The organism is Synechocystis sp. LKSZ1 (genome assembly GCF_040436315.1).
Lineage (GTDB): Bacteria > Cyanobacteriota > Cyanobacteriia > Cyanobacteriales > Microcystaceae > Synechocystis.
Genome location: NZ_AP031572.1, coordinates 1,947,376 through 1,965,287 on the forward strand (window position 1 = coordinate 1,947,376; position 17,912 = coordinate 1,965,287).

The 17,912-nt window shown below is 53.4% G+C and carries 16 protein-coding genes; 5 read left to right on the top strand and 11 right to left on the bottom strand.

The window, feature by feature from the left end:
• Nucleotides 1-324: 324 nt before the first annotated feature.
• Both ABXS88_RS09080 and ABXS88_RS09085 read left to right on the top strand, forming a co-directional pair.
• Nucleotides 325-1,239, top strand: a complete 915-nt coding sequence (locus ABXS88_RS09080) for a branched-chain amino acid transaminase (protein ID WP_353671724.1) — start codon at nucleotides 325-327, stop codon at nucleotides 1,237-1,239.
• Between the two features lie 57 nt (nucleotides 1,240-1,296).
• Nucleotides 1,297-2,175, top strand: a complete 879-nt coding sequence (locus ABXS88_RS09085) for a tetratricopeptide repeat protein (RefSeq protein ID WP_353671725.1) — start codon at nucleotides 1,297-1,299, stop codon at nucleotides 2,173-2,175.
• Here the strand turns inward: ABXS88_RS09085 and ABXS88_RS09090 are convergent.
• Nucleotides 2,172-2,627: an Rrf2 family transcriptional regulator gene (locus ABXS88_RS09090; RefSeq protein ID WP_353671726.1), complete on the bottom strand. Its 456-nt coding sequence runs from the start codon at nucleotides 2,625-2,627 to the stop codon at nucleotides 2,172-2,174. The genes ABXS88_RS09085 and ABXS88_RS09090 overlap by 4 nt on opposite strands.
• A gap of 148 nt (nucleotides 2,628-2,775) precedes the next feature.
• Here ABXS88_RS09090 and ABXS88_RS09095 point away from each other — a divergent pair, with 148 nt between their 5' ends.
• A complete protein-coding gene (locus ABXS88_RS09095) occupies nucleotides 2,776-5,352 on the top strand; it encodes a DNA topoisomerase (ATP-hydrolyzing) (protein WP_353671727.1) in 2,577 nt (858 codons plus the stop codon).
• A gap of 8 nt (nucleotides 5,353-5,360) precedes the next feature.
• On the opposite strand, the gene ABXS88_RS09100 is transcribed toward ABXS88_RS09095, so the two are convergent.
• Complete coding sequence (locus tag ABXS88_RS09100; RefSeq protein WP_353671728.1) at nucleotides 5,361-6,929, bottom strand: pyruvate kinase; 1,569 nt, start codon at nucleotides 6,927-6,929, stop codon at nucleotides 5,361-5,363.
• A 318-nt stretch (nucleotides 6,930-7,247) separates the two neighbouring features.
• Between ABXS88_RS09100 and ABXS88_RS09105 the strand changes: the two genes are divergently transcribed.
• Nucleotides 7,248-8,669 (top strand): NADP-dependent isocitrate dehydrogenase, encoded by a 1,422-nt coding sequence (locus ABXS88_RS09105; RefSeq protein WP_353674803.1) that lies wholly within the window; start codon nucleotides 7,248-7,250, stop codon nucleotides 8,667-8,669.
• On the opposite strand, the gene sppA is transcribed toward ABXS88_RS09105, so the two are convergent.
• The 8 genes from sppA to ABXS88_RS09145 form a co-directional block, all read right to left on the bottom strand.
• Complete coding sequence (sppA, locus tag ABXS88_RS09110) at nucleotides 8,666-9,484, bottom strand: signal peptide peptidase SppA (RefSeq protein WP_353671729.1); 819 nt, start codon at nucleotides 9,482-9,484, stop codon at nucleotides 8,666-8,668. The genes ABXS88_RS09105 and sppA overlap by 4 nt on opposite strands.
• A gap of 129 nt (nucleotides 9,485-9,613) precedes the next feature.
• Nucleotides 9,614-10,108: a hypothetical protein gene (locus ABXS88_RS09115; protein WP_353671730.1), complete on the bottom strand. Its 495-nt coding sequence runs from the start codon at nucleotides 10,106-10,108 to the stop codon at nucleotides 9,614-9,616.
• A gap of 122 nt (nucleotides 10,109-10,230) precedes the next feature.
• Nucleotides 10,231-11,364, bottom strand: a complete 1,134-nt coding sequence (locus ABXS88_RS09120) for a branched-chain amino acid ABC transporter permease (protein WP_353671731.1) — start codon at nucleotides 11,362-11,364, stop codon at nucleotides 10,231-10,233.
• A gap of 58 nt (nucleotides 11,365-11,422) precedes the next feature.
• Entirely contained in the window at nucleotides 11,423-11,971 is a 549-nt protein-coding gene (gene frr / locus ABXS88_RS09125; protein WP_353671732.1) for a ribosome recycling factor, read from the bottom strand.
• Nucleotides 11,958-12,680 carry a UMP kinase gene (gene pyrH / locus ABXS88_RS09130; RefSeq protein ID WP_353671733.1) on the bottom strand — a complete coding sequence of 241 codons (723 nt, stop codon included), beginning with the start codon at nucleotides 12,678-12,680 and terminating at the stop codon, nucleotides 11,958-11,960. Before pyrH ends, frr begins: the two co-directional genes overlap by 14 nt.
• A 68-nt stretch (nucleotides 12,681-12,748) precedes the next feature.
• Nucleotides 12,749-14,122: a tRNA uridine-5-carboxymethylaminomethyl(34) synthesis GTPase MnmE gene (mnmE, locus tag ABXS88_RS09135; RefSeq protein ID WP_353671734.1), complete on the bottom strand. Its 1,374-nt coding sequence runs from the start codon at nucleotides 14,120-14,122 to the stop codon at nucleotides 12,749-12,751.
• Complete coding sequence (locus ABXS88_RS09140) at nucleotides 14,115-14,894, bottom strand: photosystem II S4 domain protein (RefSeq protein ID WP_353671735.1); 780 nt, start codon at nucleotides 14,892-14,894, stop codon at nucleotides 14,115-14,117. The genes mnmE and ABXS88_RS09140 overlap by 8 nt, the downstream gene beginning before the upstream one ends.
• Nucleotides 14,895-14,907: 13 nt before the next feature.
• Nucleotides 14,908-15,432 (bottom strand): hypothetical protein, encoded by a 525-nt coding sequence (locus tag ABXS88_RS09145; RefSeq protein WP_353671736.1) that lies wholly within the window; start codon nucleotides 15,430-15,432, stop codon nucleotides 14,908-14,910.
• Between the two features lie 604 nt (nucleotides 15,433-16,036).
• Here ABXS88_RS09145 and ABXS88_RS09150 point away from each other — a divergent pair.
• Entirely contained in the window at nucleotides 16,037-17,140 is a 1,104-nt protein-coding gene (locus ABXS88_RS09150) for an RNA polymerase sigma factor, RpoD/SigA family (RefSeq protein ID WP_353671737.1), read from the top strand.
• On the opposite strand, the gene ABXS88_RS09155 is transcribed toward ABXS88_RS09150, so the two are convergent.
• The gene (locus ABXS88_RS09155) at nucleotides 17,137-17,910 is read right to left on the bottom strand and encodes an ATP-binding cassette domain-containing protein (protein WP_353671738.1); all 774 of its coding nucleotides are present in this window, start codon (nucleotides 17,908-17,910) and stop codon (nucleotides 17,137-17,139) included. The genes ABXS88_RS09150 and ABXS88_RS09155 overlap by 4 nt on opposite strands.
• Nucleotides 17,911-17,912: the final 2 nt, after the last annotated feature.

Here is a 17,912-nt window from a genome sequence, read left to right on the forward strand (position 1 = left end):
CTAAATGTGGAAGGAGCAAAATTTCACAAATTCAGTCAAAATCTGCCCTGATCACGAATAGGCAGAGGGCTAGCGGCAATAACCCTGGATTCACATATCTTTACTTGAGAAATCGGTTGATGGGATTGCTAACAAAGTGTATATCTGCAAGTCTCCCAGACAAGGGAATTTAGTCATTCTTGCCGCAGAACGTCATTTAGCGGTTAATCCCAATAGTTCCAATATTGCTCCCTTCCTTGTCAAGGCTGCTTGGACTTTTGCGGAGAAGATCCACAAAGATTCGATAAAATGACCTTTGAGTTGACTCCCTACTAAATCCTGATAATGCACACCTTTTTGCCGATCGCCTATTTTGAAGACCACTTCATCCCCTTTGCAGAGGCTAAGCTGTCCGTTGCGACCCATGCCCTCCATTATGGAACAGCGGCCTTTGGGGGTTTGCGCGGCATCCCTGACCCTGAAAATCCTCGCCACATTCTCCTGTTTCGCCTCGACCGCCACTGTCAGCGGCTCAGCAACAGCGCCAAGTTTTTGCACTACGACATTTCTGCGGCCAAAATTGAGCAGATCATCACGGATTTTGTTCGGAAGAATCAACCCAAGAGTTCCTTCTATATCCGACCCTTGGTCTATAGTTCCGGTTTGGGGATTGCGCCCCGCCTCCACAATATCGAAAAAGACTTTTTAGTTTATGGCCTGGAAATGGGGGATTACTTGGCCGCCGATGGGGTCAGTTGTCGTTTGAGTTCCTGGCATCGCCAAGAAGATCGTAGTTTCCCGTTGCGGGGTAAGATCAGTGCCGCCTATATCACCTCGGCCTTGGCCAAGACGGAAGCAGTGGAATCGGGCTTTGACGAAGCCATTTTGATGAATAGTCAGGGGAAGGTCTGCGAAGCCACAGGGATGAATATTTTTATGGTGCGCCATGGCCAACTTATTACCCCTGGCCCTGAGCAGGATATTCTAGAAGGCATTACCCGTGAGAGTATTTTGTCCTTGGCTCAGGATCTGGGCCTTTCCACCGTCCAGCGCTCCATTGATAAGTCGGAGTTGCTGATTGCCGATGAAGTCTTTCTCAGTGGGACGGCCGCCAAGATCACCCCGGTTAAACGCATTGAGAGCTTTGTTTTGCCGACGGAACGGCCCATTACCCAACAGTTAAAAACGGCCCTGACCGCCATTACTGAAAATCGGAATCCCCAATACGCCCATTGGGTAAATACCATTTCCCTAGACTAGACTTTTAGTCAGACCCTTCGTATCCTGTCTACCCACCCCACCTACGTTAGGAATCCTGTGTCTTATCGCCATCGTTGCCTTGCCATTTTATTTGGTTTGGGATTAGTCAGCGGAGCCGGCCCCAGTTATGCCCAGGCTCTGTTACCCTATGCTCCCAATCTTGACAGCCGTCAACTCGAACAGCAGGGTATTACTCTGACCGAAGATGTCCTCCAATTAGTACGATTCCAGCAGTATGATCTGGCTCTGCCCCGAGCCAAGCTAGCAACCCAATTGGCCCCGAACCGATTTCAGACTTGGTTTATTTTAGGAACCCTCTATCTGCAAGAAAAAGAAATTGACCGGGGAATTGAAGTTTTACTCAAAGCCCAGGCCTTAGCCCCCGAAGAAGCCGGCATTAAATTTACCCTTGGTAGTGCCTATTTCCAAAAGGGGGATTATCCTGCCGCTATCTCCGCTCTCCAGGCTGGCCTCCAGCAGAAGCCTGATAGCACCTCGGCTCTGTTTGATTTAGGTAATGCTTACCTGAAGCTGAAGCAATATCCTGAGGCCATTACTACGTTTGAGAAGGCGGTTGGCACCGATAAAAGCTTCTGGCCAGCCATCAACAACATTGGACTAATCCAGTATGAACGAGGCGATAGCGAAAGCGCTCTCCAACAATGGCAACGGGCCTTGGCCCTGGATCCGGAACAGTCGGAACCCCAATTGGCCGTAGCGGTACTCCTCTACAAGCAAGGCAAGACCGCCGAAGGTCTCCAGCAGGGAGAAGCGGCCCTGAAGCGGGATAGTCGCTATGCTGAGCTTAAATTCCTGGAAGAAAATCTCTGGGGCGAAAAACTATTGCAGGATACCCGGGTCTTTTTTGCAAACCCTACTATGCAGGCCCTGATTAAAAATTTACCCCCCGTTGTTGAGGAAAAAGACCAAGGCTAGATGTAATACATAAAGCCAGCTTCGCCATAGGCCTGACGACGGTCACAGAGGTCTTTTAAGGAGCAATTCTCTAGTATCGATTGGGCGGCCAAGCTGGCCTTTTGCCATTCGTCGCGGATTAGTTGGCTCTCCGGAGTTAGGCGCTCCGATTCGGTTCCCCATTGATGTTCCCCTTCGATGGTGGCCACTACATCCAAAATCTTGATCTGTTCTGGATCCTGGGCCAGAAGGTAGCCGCCCTTAGCACCCCGCTGACTTTTGAGTACCCCCCCGCGGCGTAATTGGCCGAGAATCTGTTCGAGATAACGCTCAGGAATCGGTTGCTTGTCCGTAATATCCCCGACGGTTAGGGGGGTTTGTCGGCTGTGCTGACTAGCAATTTCTAACAGCGCAAGCAGGGCGTACTCTACCTTGGAGGGCAGGTCGAGGAGGACGTAGCTGGAAGTTTTCAAAACAAGGTTAGGGAATGACGGTTTTCGTATCGGGTTACTTTCTTTTAGGATACGGGGTTGAGGGCTGTCAAGACTAGGGCGGCGATATTCGAGACAACCAATGCTAGGATTAGCCCCTAGGTGATGGAAAAGACAGTACAGAAAACCGATGGCAAAACAACTCCCCTTGGCTGACTCCAGCCGGATTCTTCCCACGGAACTCCATGAGGAAATGCAGCGTTCCTACCTGGAATACGCCATGAGTGTGATTGTGGGCCGGGCCTTGCCGGATGTGCGGGATGGCCTGAAGCCGGTACACCGCCGCATTCTCTACGCCATGTATGAACTGGGGTTGACCCCCGACCGGCCCTTCCGTAAATGTGCGCGGGTGGTGGGGGACGTTTTGGGGAAATACCATCCCCACGGGGATCAAGCCGTCTATGATGCCCTGGTGCGCATGGTGCAGGACTTTTCCAGTCGCTATCCCCTACTGGCGGGCCATGGTAATTTTGGTTCGGTGGACAATGACCCTGCCGCCGCCATGCGCTACACCGAAACGCGCCTAGCCCCCCTGGCCATGACGGCGGTGCTCCAGGAAATTGACGAAGCGATTATTGATTTTAGTCCCAACTTTGATAGTTCCCAACAGGAGCCCACGGTGCTCCCGGCCCAGTTACCGATTCTGCTCCTTAATGGTTGCTCAGGCATTGCGGTGGGGATGGCCACCAATATTCCGCCCCATAACCTGGGGGAAGTAGTCGATGGGCTAGTGGCCCTGATCGATAATCCTAATTTGTCCGACCAGGCCCTCTGGCAATTGATTCCCGGCCCTGATTTTCCCACTGGCGGCGAAATCCTCGACAGTGAAGGCACTCAAATGGCCTATCAAACTGGCCGGGGACTGATTCCCGTGCGGGGGGTGAGTCACCTAGAAACCATTCGCGGGGAAAAGCGCCGTAGTCATACCCGTACCGCCATTGTCGTCACCGAGTTACCTTACCAGGTTAATAAGGCGGCCTGGATTGAAAAGGTGGCCAGTCTCGTCAATCAACAAAAGTTAGAGGGCATCGCCGATCTCCGGGATGAAAGCGACCGGACAGGGATGCGGGTAGTAATCGAATTGAAACGAGATGCTGACCCCCAGGCCATCCTGAGCACGCTCTATCGCACCACGGCTCTGCAGAGTAATTTCGGGGTGATTTTCTTGGCCTTGGTCAATAATCGACCGGTTCAGCTTTCCCTACGGCAAATTTTGCAAGAATTTCTCCATTTTCGGGAAGAGACCCTGATTCGCCAGTATCGCCACGAACTGAGTCAGGCCCAGCAACGGCTAGAAGTCCTGTCCGGCTTGCGTACTGCCCTGGGCTATCTGGATCAGGTGATGGAAATTCTGCGCTCGGCTCCCGATGGCCCGACAGCCAAGGCCCAATTCCAGGTGCATCTCGACTTAACCCCTGTTCAAGCCGATGCGATTTTGGCTATGCCCCTCCGTCGTATTACTGGCCTAGAACAGCACAAACTAGAACAAGAATATACTGCTCTGGCCCATCGAGGGCAACAACTGGAAACCCTCCTAGACAATCGCCGGGAACGCCTCAAGGGCCTAAAAAAAGAACTGCGCCAACTCAAAAAACAATTCAGTGACCCGCGCCGCACTCGTATTCTGCAATCCATGCCTCTCCTGCCGGCAGTGGCCCAAACGCCAGAACCAGAACCGCCGAGTTCTATCCCTCTCCTGGAACCGCCCAAACCCCCAACTGCAAATCGGCAAGTTCTAACGCCCTCTCTTCCGTCCCCCCAACAGGTTTCTCTGGCCTTGTTTACCCCCCAGGCCCCGCCGGAGAGTGCAATTTTGCAGATTACCAGAACAGGGGAAGCGTCTTGGTGCCTCCCAGAGCAAGTAGTTCCTCGTTCAGATCTGGTCTTTCAGGCCTCGATTCAGGCCCAGAATCACCTGTGGGTGTTTAGCCAACTTGGCAAGGTGTATCCCCTGGCCGTGGCCAAACTTCCCCCGGCCGCTAGCCAGGCCTCAATTTCCCTAATGTCCTTATTACCCAAGGGGGCCCAGAGCGAACCATGGGTGACTCAGCTCTTTCCCCTCGCGCCTGAACAGGATTTATTACTCCTGACCCGCCAGGGTCGTTTAAAGCGTTTAGCGACCACAGAATTGGCTGAGCTAGGGCCACGGGGCCTGAGTTTACTCAAGCTCAAGGAGGATGATCATCTGCAATGGGTGCTGAGCCTGGCCGCGGAAACCAGCCCGTCGCAGAATCTGTTGTTGGCCACCAGTTCCGGCCGCCTCCTGCGGGTTCTCTTGACCCTCGACCAAATTCCCCGCCTTGGACGAACCGCCCAGGGCCAGACGGCATTACGACTCCGTCCCCAAGAGGCTCTGATCGGGGCTTTAGTGGTGGATGCTACAGCTCAAGTTGGCCTCTTGACTCAGCAGGGCTACGGCAAAGCCCTAGCAGTGGACACGCTTCGTTTGGCTAAATTAGAAGATTTGGGGACGACGGTGATCCAATTCCTGACACCAACAGATCGCTTACTGGCCCTGTGGCCTCGACCCGTCGGTCTGGCCCTGAGAACCAGCCTTGGACGAGATTTATCGGTGCAGGACAATCAATTGACGCTTTGGGGCAAGGATGGCCCTGGAGATTACCTGGTTCCCCTGGAAGCAACGGAGCAAATTTTGTGGGCCAATCCTTGGGCAGTGGATATTGGCCCTTTGTCACCCACGAGTTAACAAAAAAACTACCAGGAGCGCAGGGCTCGTAGTTGCGGTGTTTTCTTGAGTTGATGGGCCTCCATCCGGGTCAGGACATCTGCCAGAATGGTCACGGCCTCAGCAATAAATGGGCCCTTATTGAGCATCACACATTCGGCCCGTTCGGCCATGGCCGCATCGGTCATTTCACCCCGCGACGGAGCGCCATTTTTGACTAAGCTTTCCAGGACTTGGGTGGCCCAAATCACCGGCACATGGGCCGCTTCACAGAGCCAAAGAATTTCTTCTTGAATTTCCGTCAAGCGTTGATAGCCAATTTCCACCGCCAAGTCTCCCCGCGCAATCATCACCCCAAAGGGCTGTTGCCCAGCAGCGCGAACGATCAACTCCGGTAAGTTACGGACGGCTTCATCGGTCTCAATTTTGGCAATGATGGGCGGGAGGGGGGCCGTGGCCCCAAGAAGGTCTTGGAGTGCGACTTGCAGTAGCTCGATATCGGCGGGCTTTTGGACGAAGGAATAGCCAATCAAATCGGCCTGGGTGGCAGCAAACTGAAGGTCTTGGCGGTCTTTGTTGGTCAGGGGGCTGAGGTTAAGGGCCGTGCCCGGAAAATTCAGACCTTTCTCGGGCCGTAGTTTTACCCCTTTTGGGCTGGCGTGGGTCACTTGCAGAAGCAGGCCGGAGTGCTGGGGAATTTCGCTGTAGTCCGTCGCCACCACGCGGGTTCTGAGCTTGCCATCATCGATGTAAACCGCCGCCCCCACCGTTAAACTATCCAGGACTTCTGGCGTTGTACAACTCGTACAGAAGCGGTCGATGGGGGAAGCTGGGACGGACTCTTCATCCTGCTCGGCCGGGAGCGGTAGGGCCTGGCGCAGAAGCACAAGGTAGTCATCACGAAACAGCCGTCGTTGTTCCCCCGGATAAAATACTGGCCCTGTCCGAATTTTGGGCCCGGCTAAATCCATCAAGATCCGGCAGGGTTGACCGACTTCTTGGCTGGCCCGGCGGACATGGTCAATCATGGCCTGCCAAATCTCCGGGTCATCGTGGGCACAGTTGATGCGGACACAGGCCGCCCCCCGTTTGAGGACTTCCCGCACCAGCTCATAATTCTCTGCGGCTTCTGTGGGCAGGGTGACCATAATGCGCACCCTTTGGGGGAGCCGGGCCGGGCCAAAGAGTTCTTCGGTATGTTTCTCTAACAGATGGCGGCCCTCTAAAAATTCTGCTAGCTGGGGACGACGAATCCGGTTGGGTAATCCCGTTTGGCACAGGGCCGACAGGGTGGCCATCACGGCCATCAAGCTGGGCATGACCCGGCCTTCCAATCGCCCTAAAGAAGACAGGCCCCAAGGCATCAGGGCTGCCTGCAAGGGTCGCAGGTCGTGGCGGCGGAGGGCCAGGTAATGGGCCAAATTTAGGGCACTGGACAAAAATTCAGAGCGATGGATATGGCCCTGCCATTGGTGAAAGGTCGCTTCCCCGCTCGCTTCAACGTCTTCATAAAGTACTTGTAACGTTTGTAACAGGCCTTGGGGAGTTTGGAGGGTTTGGGGAGTGAGGTGGGTCGGGTCGAGGGGGGACACTAACATAATCGATGTCTCCTGTCGGGATAGTCTAGAGCCACAGTTTTCGTTGTTGTTTCATTCGTTTTCCGTGGGGTTAGGCTCTGTTGCTATCCCTAAGCTTAAAAGTTTTGGATCTTAGTCTCTAGGTCTCAATTCCATTGTAGGAGCCTTGGTCAGTGGCCAAACCCTTTGAGCTAGCCAGCATCAAACTTCGTAATGGCCGGTAAGAAATGAATTGGATGTTTGGCTCGGGAAAAGACCTCGTTTGGTTCCGATGACAAACGTAACAGGCCTTCCATCAAAAACGGTAAGATGCGGGGATGATCGTTTGTTGAGATGTCTATGTACGAGAAACTCCAGCCCCCCAGTGTCGGCTCCAAAATTACCTTTGAGAATGGTAAGCCCCAGGTTCCCAATGATCCGATTATTCCCTTTATTCGGGGGGATGGTACGGGAGTCGATATTTGGCCGGCCACGGAAAAGGTGATTAATGCGGCGGTGGCCCAGGCCTACGGCGGCCAGCGTCAAATCCATTGGTTTAAAGTCTATGCTGGGGATGAGGCCTGTGATCTGTATGGAACTTACCAATACCTACCCCAGGATACCCTAACGGCAATTCAGGAATACGGCATTGCCATCAAAGGCCCCCTGACAACCCCCATTGGTGGCGGCATTCGTTCCCTCAATGTGGCCCTGCGCCAAATCTTCGATCTTTACAGTTGTGTGCGCCCCTGTTGCTACTATACGGGAACGCCCTCGCCCCACAAAAGCCCGGAAAAATTGGATATTATCGTTTACCGGGAAAATACTGAAGACATTTACCTCGGCATTGAATGGCCCGAAGGTAGTGATGGCGCTAAAACCTTAATTGCCTACTTAAATAACGAATTAATTCCGGCCACGCCGGCCCTGGGCAAAAAGCAAATCCGCCTCGATTCCGGTATTGGCATTAAGCCCGTTAGTAAAACAGGTTCCCAACGACTGATCCGTCGCGCCATCCAACACGCCCTCCGTCTGCCGAAGCCCAAGAATCAAGTGACCTTGGTACATAAAGGTAACATTATGAAGTTCACGGAAGGGGCATTCCGGGATTGGGGCTATGAATTAGCGACCACGGAATTTCGGGGGGATTGTGTTACGGAGCGAGAATCCTGGATTTTGGGCAATAAGGAGAAAAATCCTGATCTCAGCATTGAAGAGAATGCCCGCAGGATTGACCCCGGCTACGATGCTTTAACCGAGGAAAAAAAAGCGGCGGTGCGAGAAGAAGTAGAACAAGTACTTGCAACCATTTGGGAGTCCCACGGTAATGGCCAGTGGAAAGAGAAGGTAATGGTCAACGACCGTATTGCTGACAGTATTTTTCAGCAAATCCAGACCCGGCCCGATGAGTATTCTATCCTGGCTACCATGAACCTGAATGGGGATTACCTTTCTGATGCGGCAGCGGCCATTGTTGGGGGCCTGGGCATGGGCCCTGGGGCCAATATCGGCGATCATGCCGCTATTTTTGAAGCTACCCACGGCACGGCACCGAAGCACGCGGGACTAGACCGCATTAATCCTGGCTCAGTCATTCTCTCGGGGGTGATGATGCTGGAGTTTATGGGCTGGCAGGAGGCCGCTGATCTGATTAAAAAAGGGATTGCAGCGGCCATTGCTAATGGAGAAGTAACCTACGATTTAGCTCGGATGATGGAACCTCCTGTGGAACCGTTAAAGTGCTCGGAATTTGCTCAGGCCATCATCAACCATTTTGGCTAGGGCCGATAAAGCCAGAGGGGTTGGCCCTGGGTGGCCAGTTCAAATTCTAACCAGGCCCAACTGGCCCCGACCGGGGCCGTCGAGATAACATTGCCAGTAAGTTTTTTGACGAGGGACTTGGGTTCTTCGATGGTTTGGCATTCGGCCTTATCTGGGTCAAGGCCAGCCAATTCAGCGGCCCAAGAGCGGGCATCTTCTTCGGTGCCCAAACGATCAACAACGCCTAGTTCTAAGGCCTGGTGACCCGTAAAAATCCGGCCATCGGCAAAGCTCCTCACTGTATCGAGGGAAAGCTTACGGGCCTGAGCTACGGTTTCGATAAATTGTTGGTAGCTGTTATCAATCAGGGCCTGAAGAATGGCCTGTTCTTCGGGCTGTAATTCCCGGTCAAAGGCCAAAATATCCTTGTAAGGGCCAGATTTAATGACCTTAAAGGAAACGCCAATCTTCTCCAGTAACCGTTCTAAATTATTACCTCGCAGAATCACACCAATACTACCGGTAATCGTGCCAGGGTTGGCCACAATGTAGTGGGCCCCCATGCCAATATAGACCCCCCCTGAGGCCGAAATATTGCCAAAACTGGCCACAATCTTGACGCTTTCCCCTAGTTTTTTCAGGGCCGCATAGATTTCCTGGGAATCCCCCACTGTCCCGCCAGGGGAATCAATTCGCAATAACAGAGCAGGATATTGTTTCTCCTTAATGGTTTTCAGGGCCTTGAGCACTTGTTGGCGAGTACTGCCACCAATGGCCCCGCTAATTTCTAGACGGGCAATTTGTTTTTTGGGGTTTGGCTTAAAGGGCCAGATCATATTCAATAATACCTATGCTTGATGTGGGTTGGAGGTCTCTTTATTGGATCAACTGGCCCTAATCTCTGCCTGGGGAAGGGATTTTGGGTGAGGGTTGCCAAAGCGGGATATTTCCGCGGTCATTGCTCTTTATTCCCCGTATTCTTGCAAGAAACTCAGGAAATCCGTTAGGGCTGATCGGGTATCCGGGTTAGGGGCGAGTTGATGTCGTGTTTGGAGAATAAAGCCTCTATTTTGGATTCGAGCACGGCTAGCCGCTCGTTCTCTTTCTTGATCTGCTCGGTCTCGTTCTCGATCTGCTTTTTCTCGTTCTTCAATCGCTCGGTTTCGTTCCTCGTCTGCAAGATGATCGCGTCGAGTTTCGCGTTCTCTTGCTTCAGCCACGCGGTTTCCTTGTGCAATCTCTCGGTTTCGGATTCGATTTCCAGCGTTCCACTCAAGGCCGAGATTAACCACGAGAGCCGCTGTGCCCAACGCAAACGCAAGGAAACTCCATGCGAGGATGGTGAGGGGGATGAGTTGGATGGGGGTGGTGTCGATGTTGCCATAAAACCTCAGTAGGGCTGCAACGGCATAGAGAAAGGTGGTCAGAGAACGGGGCAGGAGGGCTAGAAAGCTTGCCATGATTCTAATCTAAGATAACGCAGTCGGTTTTGCCCCTCGGCGATGTTTCTTTCACCCAAATTCCGGTCAATGCAAATGAGCCAAGGGGAGTCAGGTTCGGCCCCTTTCCCTCTGTATTCCCGTTAGCGGCCGAGGGTCAATTCTTCCCGTTTCCCTAATATTCCTTGGGGCCGCCAGACCATCAAGACCATCAAAATTAAACCAATGACCATCACCCGGAAGGCCCCTGCTTGGCTCTGGTCTAACCAACCCAGTTGGGGCAAGTAGGTGCGTGTTAGGGCATCGTAGGCCCAGAAGATAATGGCCCCCAACACCGTTCCCGCATTACTGCCCGCTCCCCCCAAGACCACAATAATCCAGGCGTGGAAGGTCAATAGGGGCTCAAAATTACTGGGGTAGATAGTTGTTAACTGCCAGGCAAACAGGGCCCCCGCCAGGCCCGCAATGGCTCCCCCCAGCATGAAGGATTGTAATTTATAGCCAAAAACGTTTTTACCCAAGGCCCGAGGAATTTCTTCGTCCTCACGAATGGCCTTGAGGATGCGTCCCCAGGGGGATTGTTCTAGAAAATCGAGGGCAACGTAGAGGCTCGCTAGCAGGGCCAAGGTCAACAGCATTAAGCCAGCCTTGTAACTGTACTGATAGAGGGCAATCACGCCGGGAATATAGGCCGCTAGGATCAGCCCCGTGGCGATCACCCCCCAAATCACCAAGGTCAACGGTTTGCGGGGTTGATAACTTTTGCCTTGAATTTGCTGCCCCTCGCGGTATTGCTGACGTAGACTTCGGAGCAATAGATATTCGGCATAGACGGCCAGGGCAGTAAACAGCAGGATCAAGCCCAGACGAACAACCAAATTGGGCTGAAAATCTAAGGGGAGTGGATAGCGCTGTACCCCAAAGGCCCCCCGCGTTAACCACTCTTCGTTGAGGGCAATCAGGCGGATGACCTCGGATACCCCAATGGTGACAATAGCCAGATAATCCTCCCGCAGTCGCAGGGTAGATGTCCCAATCAACAGGCCTAGGAGGGAGGAGAGGCCAATACCCACCAGAACTGCCAAGGGAATCGGGACTCCCTGGAGGCTGAGGAGGGCCGTTGCGTAGGCCCCTAGGGTCATAAAAGCCACATGGCCGAAGTTAATCAGGCCCGTAAAACCCCATTGCAGGTTTAACCCGAGGGCAAAGATGGCGTAAACGGCCGCCGATGTGACTAAAAAAACCAGGTAACCACTGCTGGCCGCAAAATCTGCCACGGTTGACTCGACTCCTCTAAATTTGAACTTGACTGCCTGGGGAAAGATGGCCAGGCTTCTAGACCGTCATAATATCCTTTTCCTTGGTGGCCAAGAGGCTGTCAATCTTACTGGTGGACTGATCCGTCAGCTTTTGTACCTGGTCTTGCAGATCTCGCGCCTCATCCTCAGAGATTTCCGCACTTTTTTCCTGTTTGCGGATGGCATCCATGGCATCCCGGCGAATATTACGGATAGCGACCTTCCCTTCCTCGGCCAGTTTGCTGGCAATTTTCACCAGTTCCTTACGCCGTTCAGAGGTCAGGGGGGGAATATTTAACCGAATCACCTGGCCATCGTTACTGGGGGTTAGGCCGATGTCCGAGAGAGAAATAGCCTTTTCAATCTGGGCCATACTGCCCCGATCAAAGGGTTGAATCGTGATAGTACTAGCATCAGGAGTACTAATGGTTGCCAGAGATTTCAGGGGTGTTTCCACGCCATAGTACTCCACACTAATCCGGTCCAGCAGAGACGCATTGGCTCGGCCGGTTCGGAGGGTATTGAAGGAGCGTTGGGTCGCTTCAATACTTTTTTGCATATGGTCTTTAATTTCAGCTAACTGCACAGGAACCTCCAACAAGCGTACCGACGGGTTCACCCTTAATGGCCCGGACAATATTCCCCGGTACCGACAGGTCAAACACCATGATCGGAATGTTATTATCTTTGCACAAGGCGATGGCCGTACTGTCCATCACCTTCAAATCATGGGTCAGCACATGGCTATAACTGAGGGTTTCAAAACGGCGAGCCTGAGGATTAGTCGTCGGATCCGCGTCATACACCCCATCCACTTTGGTGGCTTTAAAGACGACTTCCGCGTCAATTTCCGCTGCCCGTAGGGCCGCTGTGGTATCGGTGGTGAAGAAAGGATTACCTGAACCGGCCCCAAAAATAACGACCCGCCCTTTTTCCAGGTGTCGGATCGCTCGGCGTCGGATATAGGTTTCCGCCACTTCCTGCATGGCGATGGCCGTCAACACTCGGGTAGGGACATTACTGCGTTCCAGGGCATCCTGGAGAGTCATAGCGTTCATGACAGTAGCGATCATGCCGATGTAGTCTGCCGTGGCTCGGTCCATCCCGGCCGCCGAGGCCTTGACGCCCCGAAAAATGTTCCCACCACCGACCACGATGGCAAGCTGTACTCCCAATTGCACAACTTCAGCCACTTCTTGGGCAATATCGGCTACGACTTTGGGGTCAATGCCGTAACCAAGGTCTCCCATCAGGGCCTCACCGCTTAACTTTAATAAGACTCGCTGGTATGTCATGCCATTGCCGCTCAAATTTGTCTCCCCATACCATACCATTCCGGGGAATTGGGCGTAAATTTTGAGGCCTATTTGCCAATACAAAAGCGGCTAAAAATACGATCTAAAACCGATTCCGTGACACTTTCTCCGGTAATTTCCCCCAGGGCCTGAATGGCTGTCCTGAGGTCAATCGTCCAAAAATCCAGGGGCAGTTGAGCTTGAATGGTGGCCTGTACCTGCTCTAGGGCCAGCTTGGCCTTGGTTAAAATTGCCTGCTGTCGCTGGTTAATGGCGAAATCAAGATTCCGGGCCTGGAGGTCTCCCTGCTGGACTTTGGCCAAAATAGCCTGCTCTAGCTCGGCAATGCCTTGGTTCTGGGCGGCAGCGGCCTTGACGATGGCCGTAATTTCCTGGGGGATCGCAAGGTCGAGATTAGGTTCCAAGTCGACTTTATTGATCACTAAAATGAGAGGCCGTTGCTTGACCTGTTCATAAATAGCCTGTTCGGCGGCCGTCCAGCCCCGCTGAGCATCAAGGGTCAACAGAACAAGGTCGGCCTGCTGGGCCACCCGTTGGGAACGTTCGACCCCGATTTGTTCAACGGTATCCGTTGTTTCCCGGATGCCCGCCGTATCCAAGACTTGAATGGGAATGCCCCCAACCACTAATTGGGATTCCACCACGTCTCTGGTCGTACCGGGGAGATCGGTGACAATGGCCCGGTCAGTGCGGCTCCAGGCATTGAGCAAGCTGGATTTACCTACATTGGGTTGGCCGACAATGGCGACTTTCAAACCGGTGCGAAGCAACTCCCCCCGATCAGCCGTTGCTAAAACCGCCGTAACCGTCTGGAGGACTTGCGTTAGTTGGGTCTGAATCCCCGCTTCATCGAGGGGCGGCAAGTCTTCTTCAAAGTCAATACGGGCTTCGATCTCCGCCAAAATATCCAAACAAATGGCCCTCACCTGACGAATGGGCAGGGCCAGTTTTCCCTGGAGGCCAGCCAGGGCCTGTTGGGCGGCCTGGGGGGATTGGGCCCCAACCAGATCGCTGACACTCTCGGCCTGGGTCAGGTCAAGACGGCCATTGAGAAAGGCCCGGAGGGTAAACTCTCCCGGTTGAGCGAGGCGAGCCCCTTGTTCTAAACACAGCTGTAAAACTTGCTGAACTGGCATGATCCCACCATGGCAGTGGAATTCCACCACGTCTTCCTGGGTGTAGGAACGCGGGGCCAACATCAGTAGGAGCAGGGCCTCATCCACCAGGGCCTGGCTTTGGGGATGACGGACATAGCCGTAGAGAATGCGGTGGCTTTCCCAAGCTTGCTTCCCGGCCGCGTAAAAGAGGCGTTGGGCAATGGGCAAGGACTGGGGCCCGGAGAGACGCACAATGCCGATCCCCCCCTGTTGGGGCACAATGGCGGTGGCGATAGCGGCAATGGTATCCCCAGGGTTATACATAGCGGGTTAATTGCAGGCGATAACGGTCTTTTTTCGTAATGCTCACGTCCCCGATTTCTAAGCGGCCCTTGCCCCGGAAGGTCACCAGATCCCCGGCCTTGAGGCTATAGCTGGGTTGCGTGATTTCCTTCCAATTGACCCGCACATCCCCCCGACTAATGGCCTCTGCCATCTTACTGCGGGACAGGCCAAACCCGGCAGAGGCAACGGCATCCAATCTTAGAGACGCTTCCACCGTCGTCATTTCCTTTTTTTGGGGCGGGCGAATCTTTAACTCACTAGAATCAATAACCCGGGTCTTCACTGGGACAGAACGAACCTGAACGAGATGAAGCGTTAAAAAATCGGCCATTTCCGGTAAGACGATGGCCTGGGCCCCCCGCTCTCCCAGCAAAATAATATCGCCGACTTTATCCCGCACAATCCCCGTTCCCAGGATGGCTCCGAGAAAGTCCCGATGGCTAGCGGAATCAAAGAGAAAATTACCGACAATTTCCAAATAGGCTAGGGGAATTTGGGCCAGATCGAGGCCTAAATCCGCTCGATTAATGGCCAAGCGCTGGCGTTCGGCCTGGGGATAGCCGCCCCAGTTTAGGGTTTCTAGTTCAGTTAAACGGCCAAGACGTTCCTGGGCCTCCACCAAGACCGGCGGCGACAAAAAATCCGTGACGGCCATTTCCCACGTCCGCAGGGCCTGGTCGGCCAGGTCAATAATGCGGGCCATTTCTTCCCGGTATTCGACCCCTTTGAGTAGACTGTCTCGCGGTAACATCCTTGCCTATTCCCTACGCATAGTCCCCATCGGGGGCCGTATAACCCTGGAGTTTTTCGGGCTGGAGGGGACGCAAGAGGTCTGTGGCCCTGGCCCGCAACGCTGCCCCGCCGGTAACCACCACCAGATACTTGCCCATTTTTAAATAATTCCGATAGGCCTGGGCATCACCACCACCGCCAAAGCTCAGACCAACACCACCGCCAACAAAATAGCTGCCCATGGCCCCGCCGATGGCCCCCAGGAGACCGCCGAGAATATGATTACCGGGATCACCGGCCCAGTCGAGAGTATGCAGGCCCGTAATTTGATTGAAGCCGTAGCCCGCCACAAATCCAAAGGGAACCAGCCAATAGGCCATGAAAATCGCCCGCTGGCGACCCACCTGCTGGGGATCAATCAAGCCAAATTCATCGGCGGAACGGTAGCCTTGGCCAAGAATGGTGACTTGTTGAGAAGTAAAACCCTGGGCTTCGAGGGTAGTATAGGCGAGTTCTGCTTGGATACGGTCGCTAAGAACAGCGATGAGATAGGACATAAAAATGAAGGTCGCTGGGCAAGTCAATGCTTTTGTGAGGGGAACCTCCTTTTTACTATAGGGCAAGGGATACCGCTTCCTCTTCTTCGTTACGTTGAGGAGCAACGAGGGCTGTTCACCAAGATTCACATTTCTTTAACGTTCCTTTCCATTTTTTTAATGATTTCACAACTTTTCTGGCCTCCCTTCTAAACCCCCAGTTTTGTTTTAAGCAACACAAAATTTTGTGGCATTTTTGCTAGCCTAGGGTTGCCCATTGTGGCTAAGGTAGAGAGAGCCTGCGGGGAATATCGCCAATGTTGACGAAGTCTGCACCTGGCTGACCCCTTTGATTGCTGGGTTGATTGCTTATTTCAGTTAGACGCTTTCCCTTGGCTAATTTTCTTCCGAATCGACAATCTAAGTCCTAAGAATTTACCGCTAAACTCCAGGGATAGACCTTAAAAAATACTTAAAAAATACTGTCCTTGAAAAATTAATGGCACAATCGGCTCAATTACTTTTCTGAGTCCCTGCCTCGCTTTTCCTTTGACTTCCCTTGCAGGCCAGTGCCGACTGATTGCTCACCGGATTCCCGATATCCCTACCTTTTCCGTTTTTCCCCATGATCTACGACGACACCTTTAACAGCCCGAACCTACCGCCGGTGGTAGACCTGACCCAGATGCCCCTCAATCTGGAGGATCAAACGGTCGCCGTCGATTTTTCCGAGCTTGTGGAACAATTTGGCAAGGCCTCGGGTTACAGCAAAAGTCCATCGGATGATACCGTCGGTGCTTTTTTTAAGGAAATGGCCCGCTATCCCCTGCTCAATGCAGAGGAAGAGGTCATCCTGGCTCAGCAAGTCCAATCCCTGGTGCAGGCAGAGGAAAAACGTCAGGCCCTTGAACAGGCCCGCCAGGCCCCTTTGACTAAGTTGGAATGGGCCGAGGCCATGGGCTTTAGTAACGAGCGTCAGTTTGAGGCCTGGCTCTACCGGGGCCGTTCGGCTAAACGCAAAATGATTCGCTCGAATTTGCGCCTTGTGGTCTCCATTGCCAAGCGTTACCTAAATCGTGGCGTACCATTCCTCGATCTCATTCAAGAAGGGGCCATTGGTCTGAATCGGGCCTCGGAAAAATTTGACCCCAACAAGGGCTATAAGTTTTCGACCTATGCCTACTGGTGGATTCGCCAGGCCATTACCCGTACTATTGCCAACGATGCTCGTACTATCCGTCTGCCGATCCACATCGTTGAGAAACTCAATAAACTCAAAAAGGCCCAGCGCTTACTTAAACAAGAACTCCAGCGCAACCCCAATGAGCAGGAATTGGCCCAGGCCCTCGAAATTCCTCCCAGTCAACTGCGGCATCTCTTGCAACTCCGTCGCCAATCCCTTTCCCTCAACCATCGAGTGGGGAAAGGAGAGGATACCGAGCTGGTGGATCTGCTGGAAGACCAGGATGTGCCTCTACCCGAAGACCTAATTAACGAGGCCATGCTCCGCCAGGAAATCTTTGAGGTGTTGGGGGATGTCCTCACCGAGCGAGAAAAGGAAGTAATCTGCCTGCGCTATGGCCTAGCCAGTAACCAGACCTACACCCTAGAGGAAGTGGGGGTGATGTTTAATCTTTCGCGGGAACGGGTGCGCCAAATCCAGAGCAAGGCCATGCGGAAATTGCGTCGTCCCCAAGTGGCCCGGCGACTCAAGGGTTGGTTGACCTAGGGAATCGGGCCAGAAGTACTGCCGGTAAAAAACTGCTTGAGGAGAGGATGGTCAGATTGATAGGCCGCTTCGGTAGGGCCGTCCCATTGGATTTTGCCGTCGTAGAGAAAAATAATCCGCTGAGTGGTATTTTCGATGGTGCTAAATTGATGGGTCACGATCAGGTAAGCACAACAGGCCTGGTCTTGTACCAAAAGGTGATGGATTAGGCGCTCAACCCGTGTGGAGGCGATGGGGTCTAGGCCAGCCGTAGGTTCATCGTAGAGTAGGATTCTTCCCTGGCCCTGGGTTTCTTCGGGATGGGCCAGGATTGCCCGAGCCAAGCTCACCCGCTTACGCATCCCCCCGGAAAGTTCCGCCGGCAAGCGGTCGCCAATCCCGGGTAAGCCGACGAGGGCCAATTTTTCCTCCACCAGTTGACGAATCAGTACCGGAGAGAGGCGGGAGTGGCGGTAGAGGGCAAAGCCCACATTCTCATCTACCGTGAGGGAATCAAACAGGGCCGATTGCTGAAAGACCAGGCCAACCCCCAGGGCACTTTCCCCCTGTTCAATGGTGCGCCGTCGCCACTGCCCTTGCACAAAAACGGCCCCGGCATCGGGTTGTTGCAGGCCCGCAATAATCCGCAGAATCGTTGACTTGCCGGTTCCCGAAGGGCCAATCACACCCACGGCTTCCCCCGGATAGATTTTGAGGTCTACGTTGTCGAGGATCACTTTACTGCCAAAACGCTGGCAGACCCCTTGTAATTCAACGACGGGCTCCGGCATTG

Coding starts and splice junctions, on each gene's coding strand:
- ABXS88_RS09080 (WP_353671724.1), top strand. CDS start 325: ATGCACACCTTTTTGCCGATCGCCTATTTTGAAGACCACTTCATCCCC.
- ABXS88_RS09095 (WP_353671727.1), top strand. CDS start 2,776: ATGGCAAAACAACTCCCCTTGGCTGACTCCAGCCGGATTCTTCCCACG.
- ABXS88_RS09100 (WP_353671728.1), bottom strand. CDS start 6,929: ATGTTAGTGTCCCCCCTCGACCCGACCCACCTCACTCCCCAAACCCTC.
- ABXS88_RS09105 (WP_353674803.1), top strand. CDS start 7,248: ATGTACGAGAAACTCCAGCCCCCCAGTGTCGGCTCCAAAATTACCTTT.
- sppA (WP_353671729.1), bottom strand. CDS start 9,484: ATGATCTGGCCCTTTAAGCCAAACCCCAAAAAACAAATTGCCCGTCTA.
- ABXS88_RS09115 (WP_353671730.1), bottom strand. CDS start 10,108: ATGGCAAGCTTTCTAGCCCTCCTGCCCCGTTCTCTGACCACCTTTCTC.
- pyrH (WP_353671733.1), bottom strand. CDS start 12,680: ATGACATACCAGCGAGTCTTATTAAAGTTAAGCGGTGAGGCCCTGATG.
- mnmE (WP_353671734.1), bottom strand. CDS start 14,122: ATGTATAACCCTGGGGATACCATTGCCGCTATCGCCACCGCCATTGTG.
- ABXS88_RS09140 (WP_353671735.1), bottom strand. CDS start 14,894: ATGTTACCGCGAGACAGTCTACTCAAAGGGGTCGAATACCGGGAAGAA.
- ABXS88_RS09145 (WP_353671736.1), bottom strand. CDS start 15,432: ATGTCCTATCTCATCGCTGTTCTTAGCGACCGTATCCAAGCAGAACTC.
- ABXS88_RS09150 (WP_353671737.1), top strand. CDS start 16,037: ATGATCTACGACGACACCTTTAACAGCCCGAACCTACCGCCGGTGGTA.
- ABXS88_RS09155 (WP_353671738.1), bottom strand. CDS start 17,910: ATGCCGGAGCCCGTCGTTGAATTACAAGGGGTCTGCCAGCGTTTTGGC.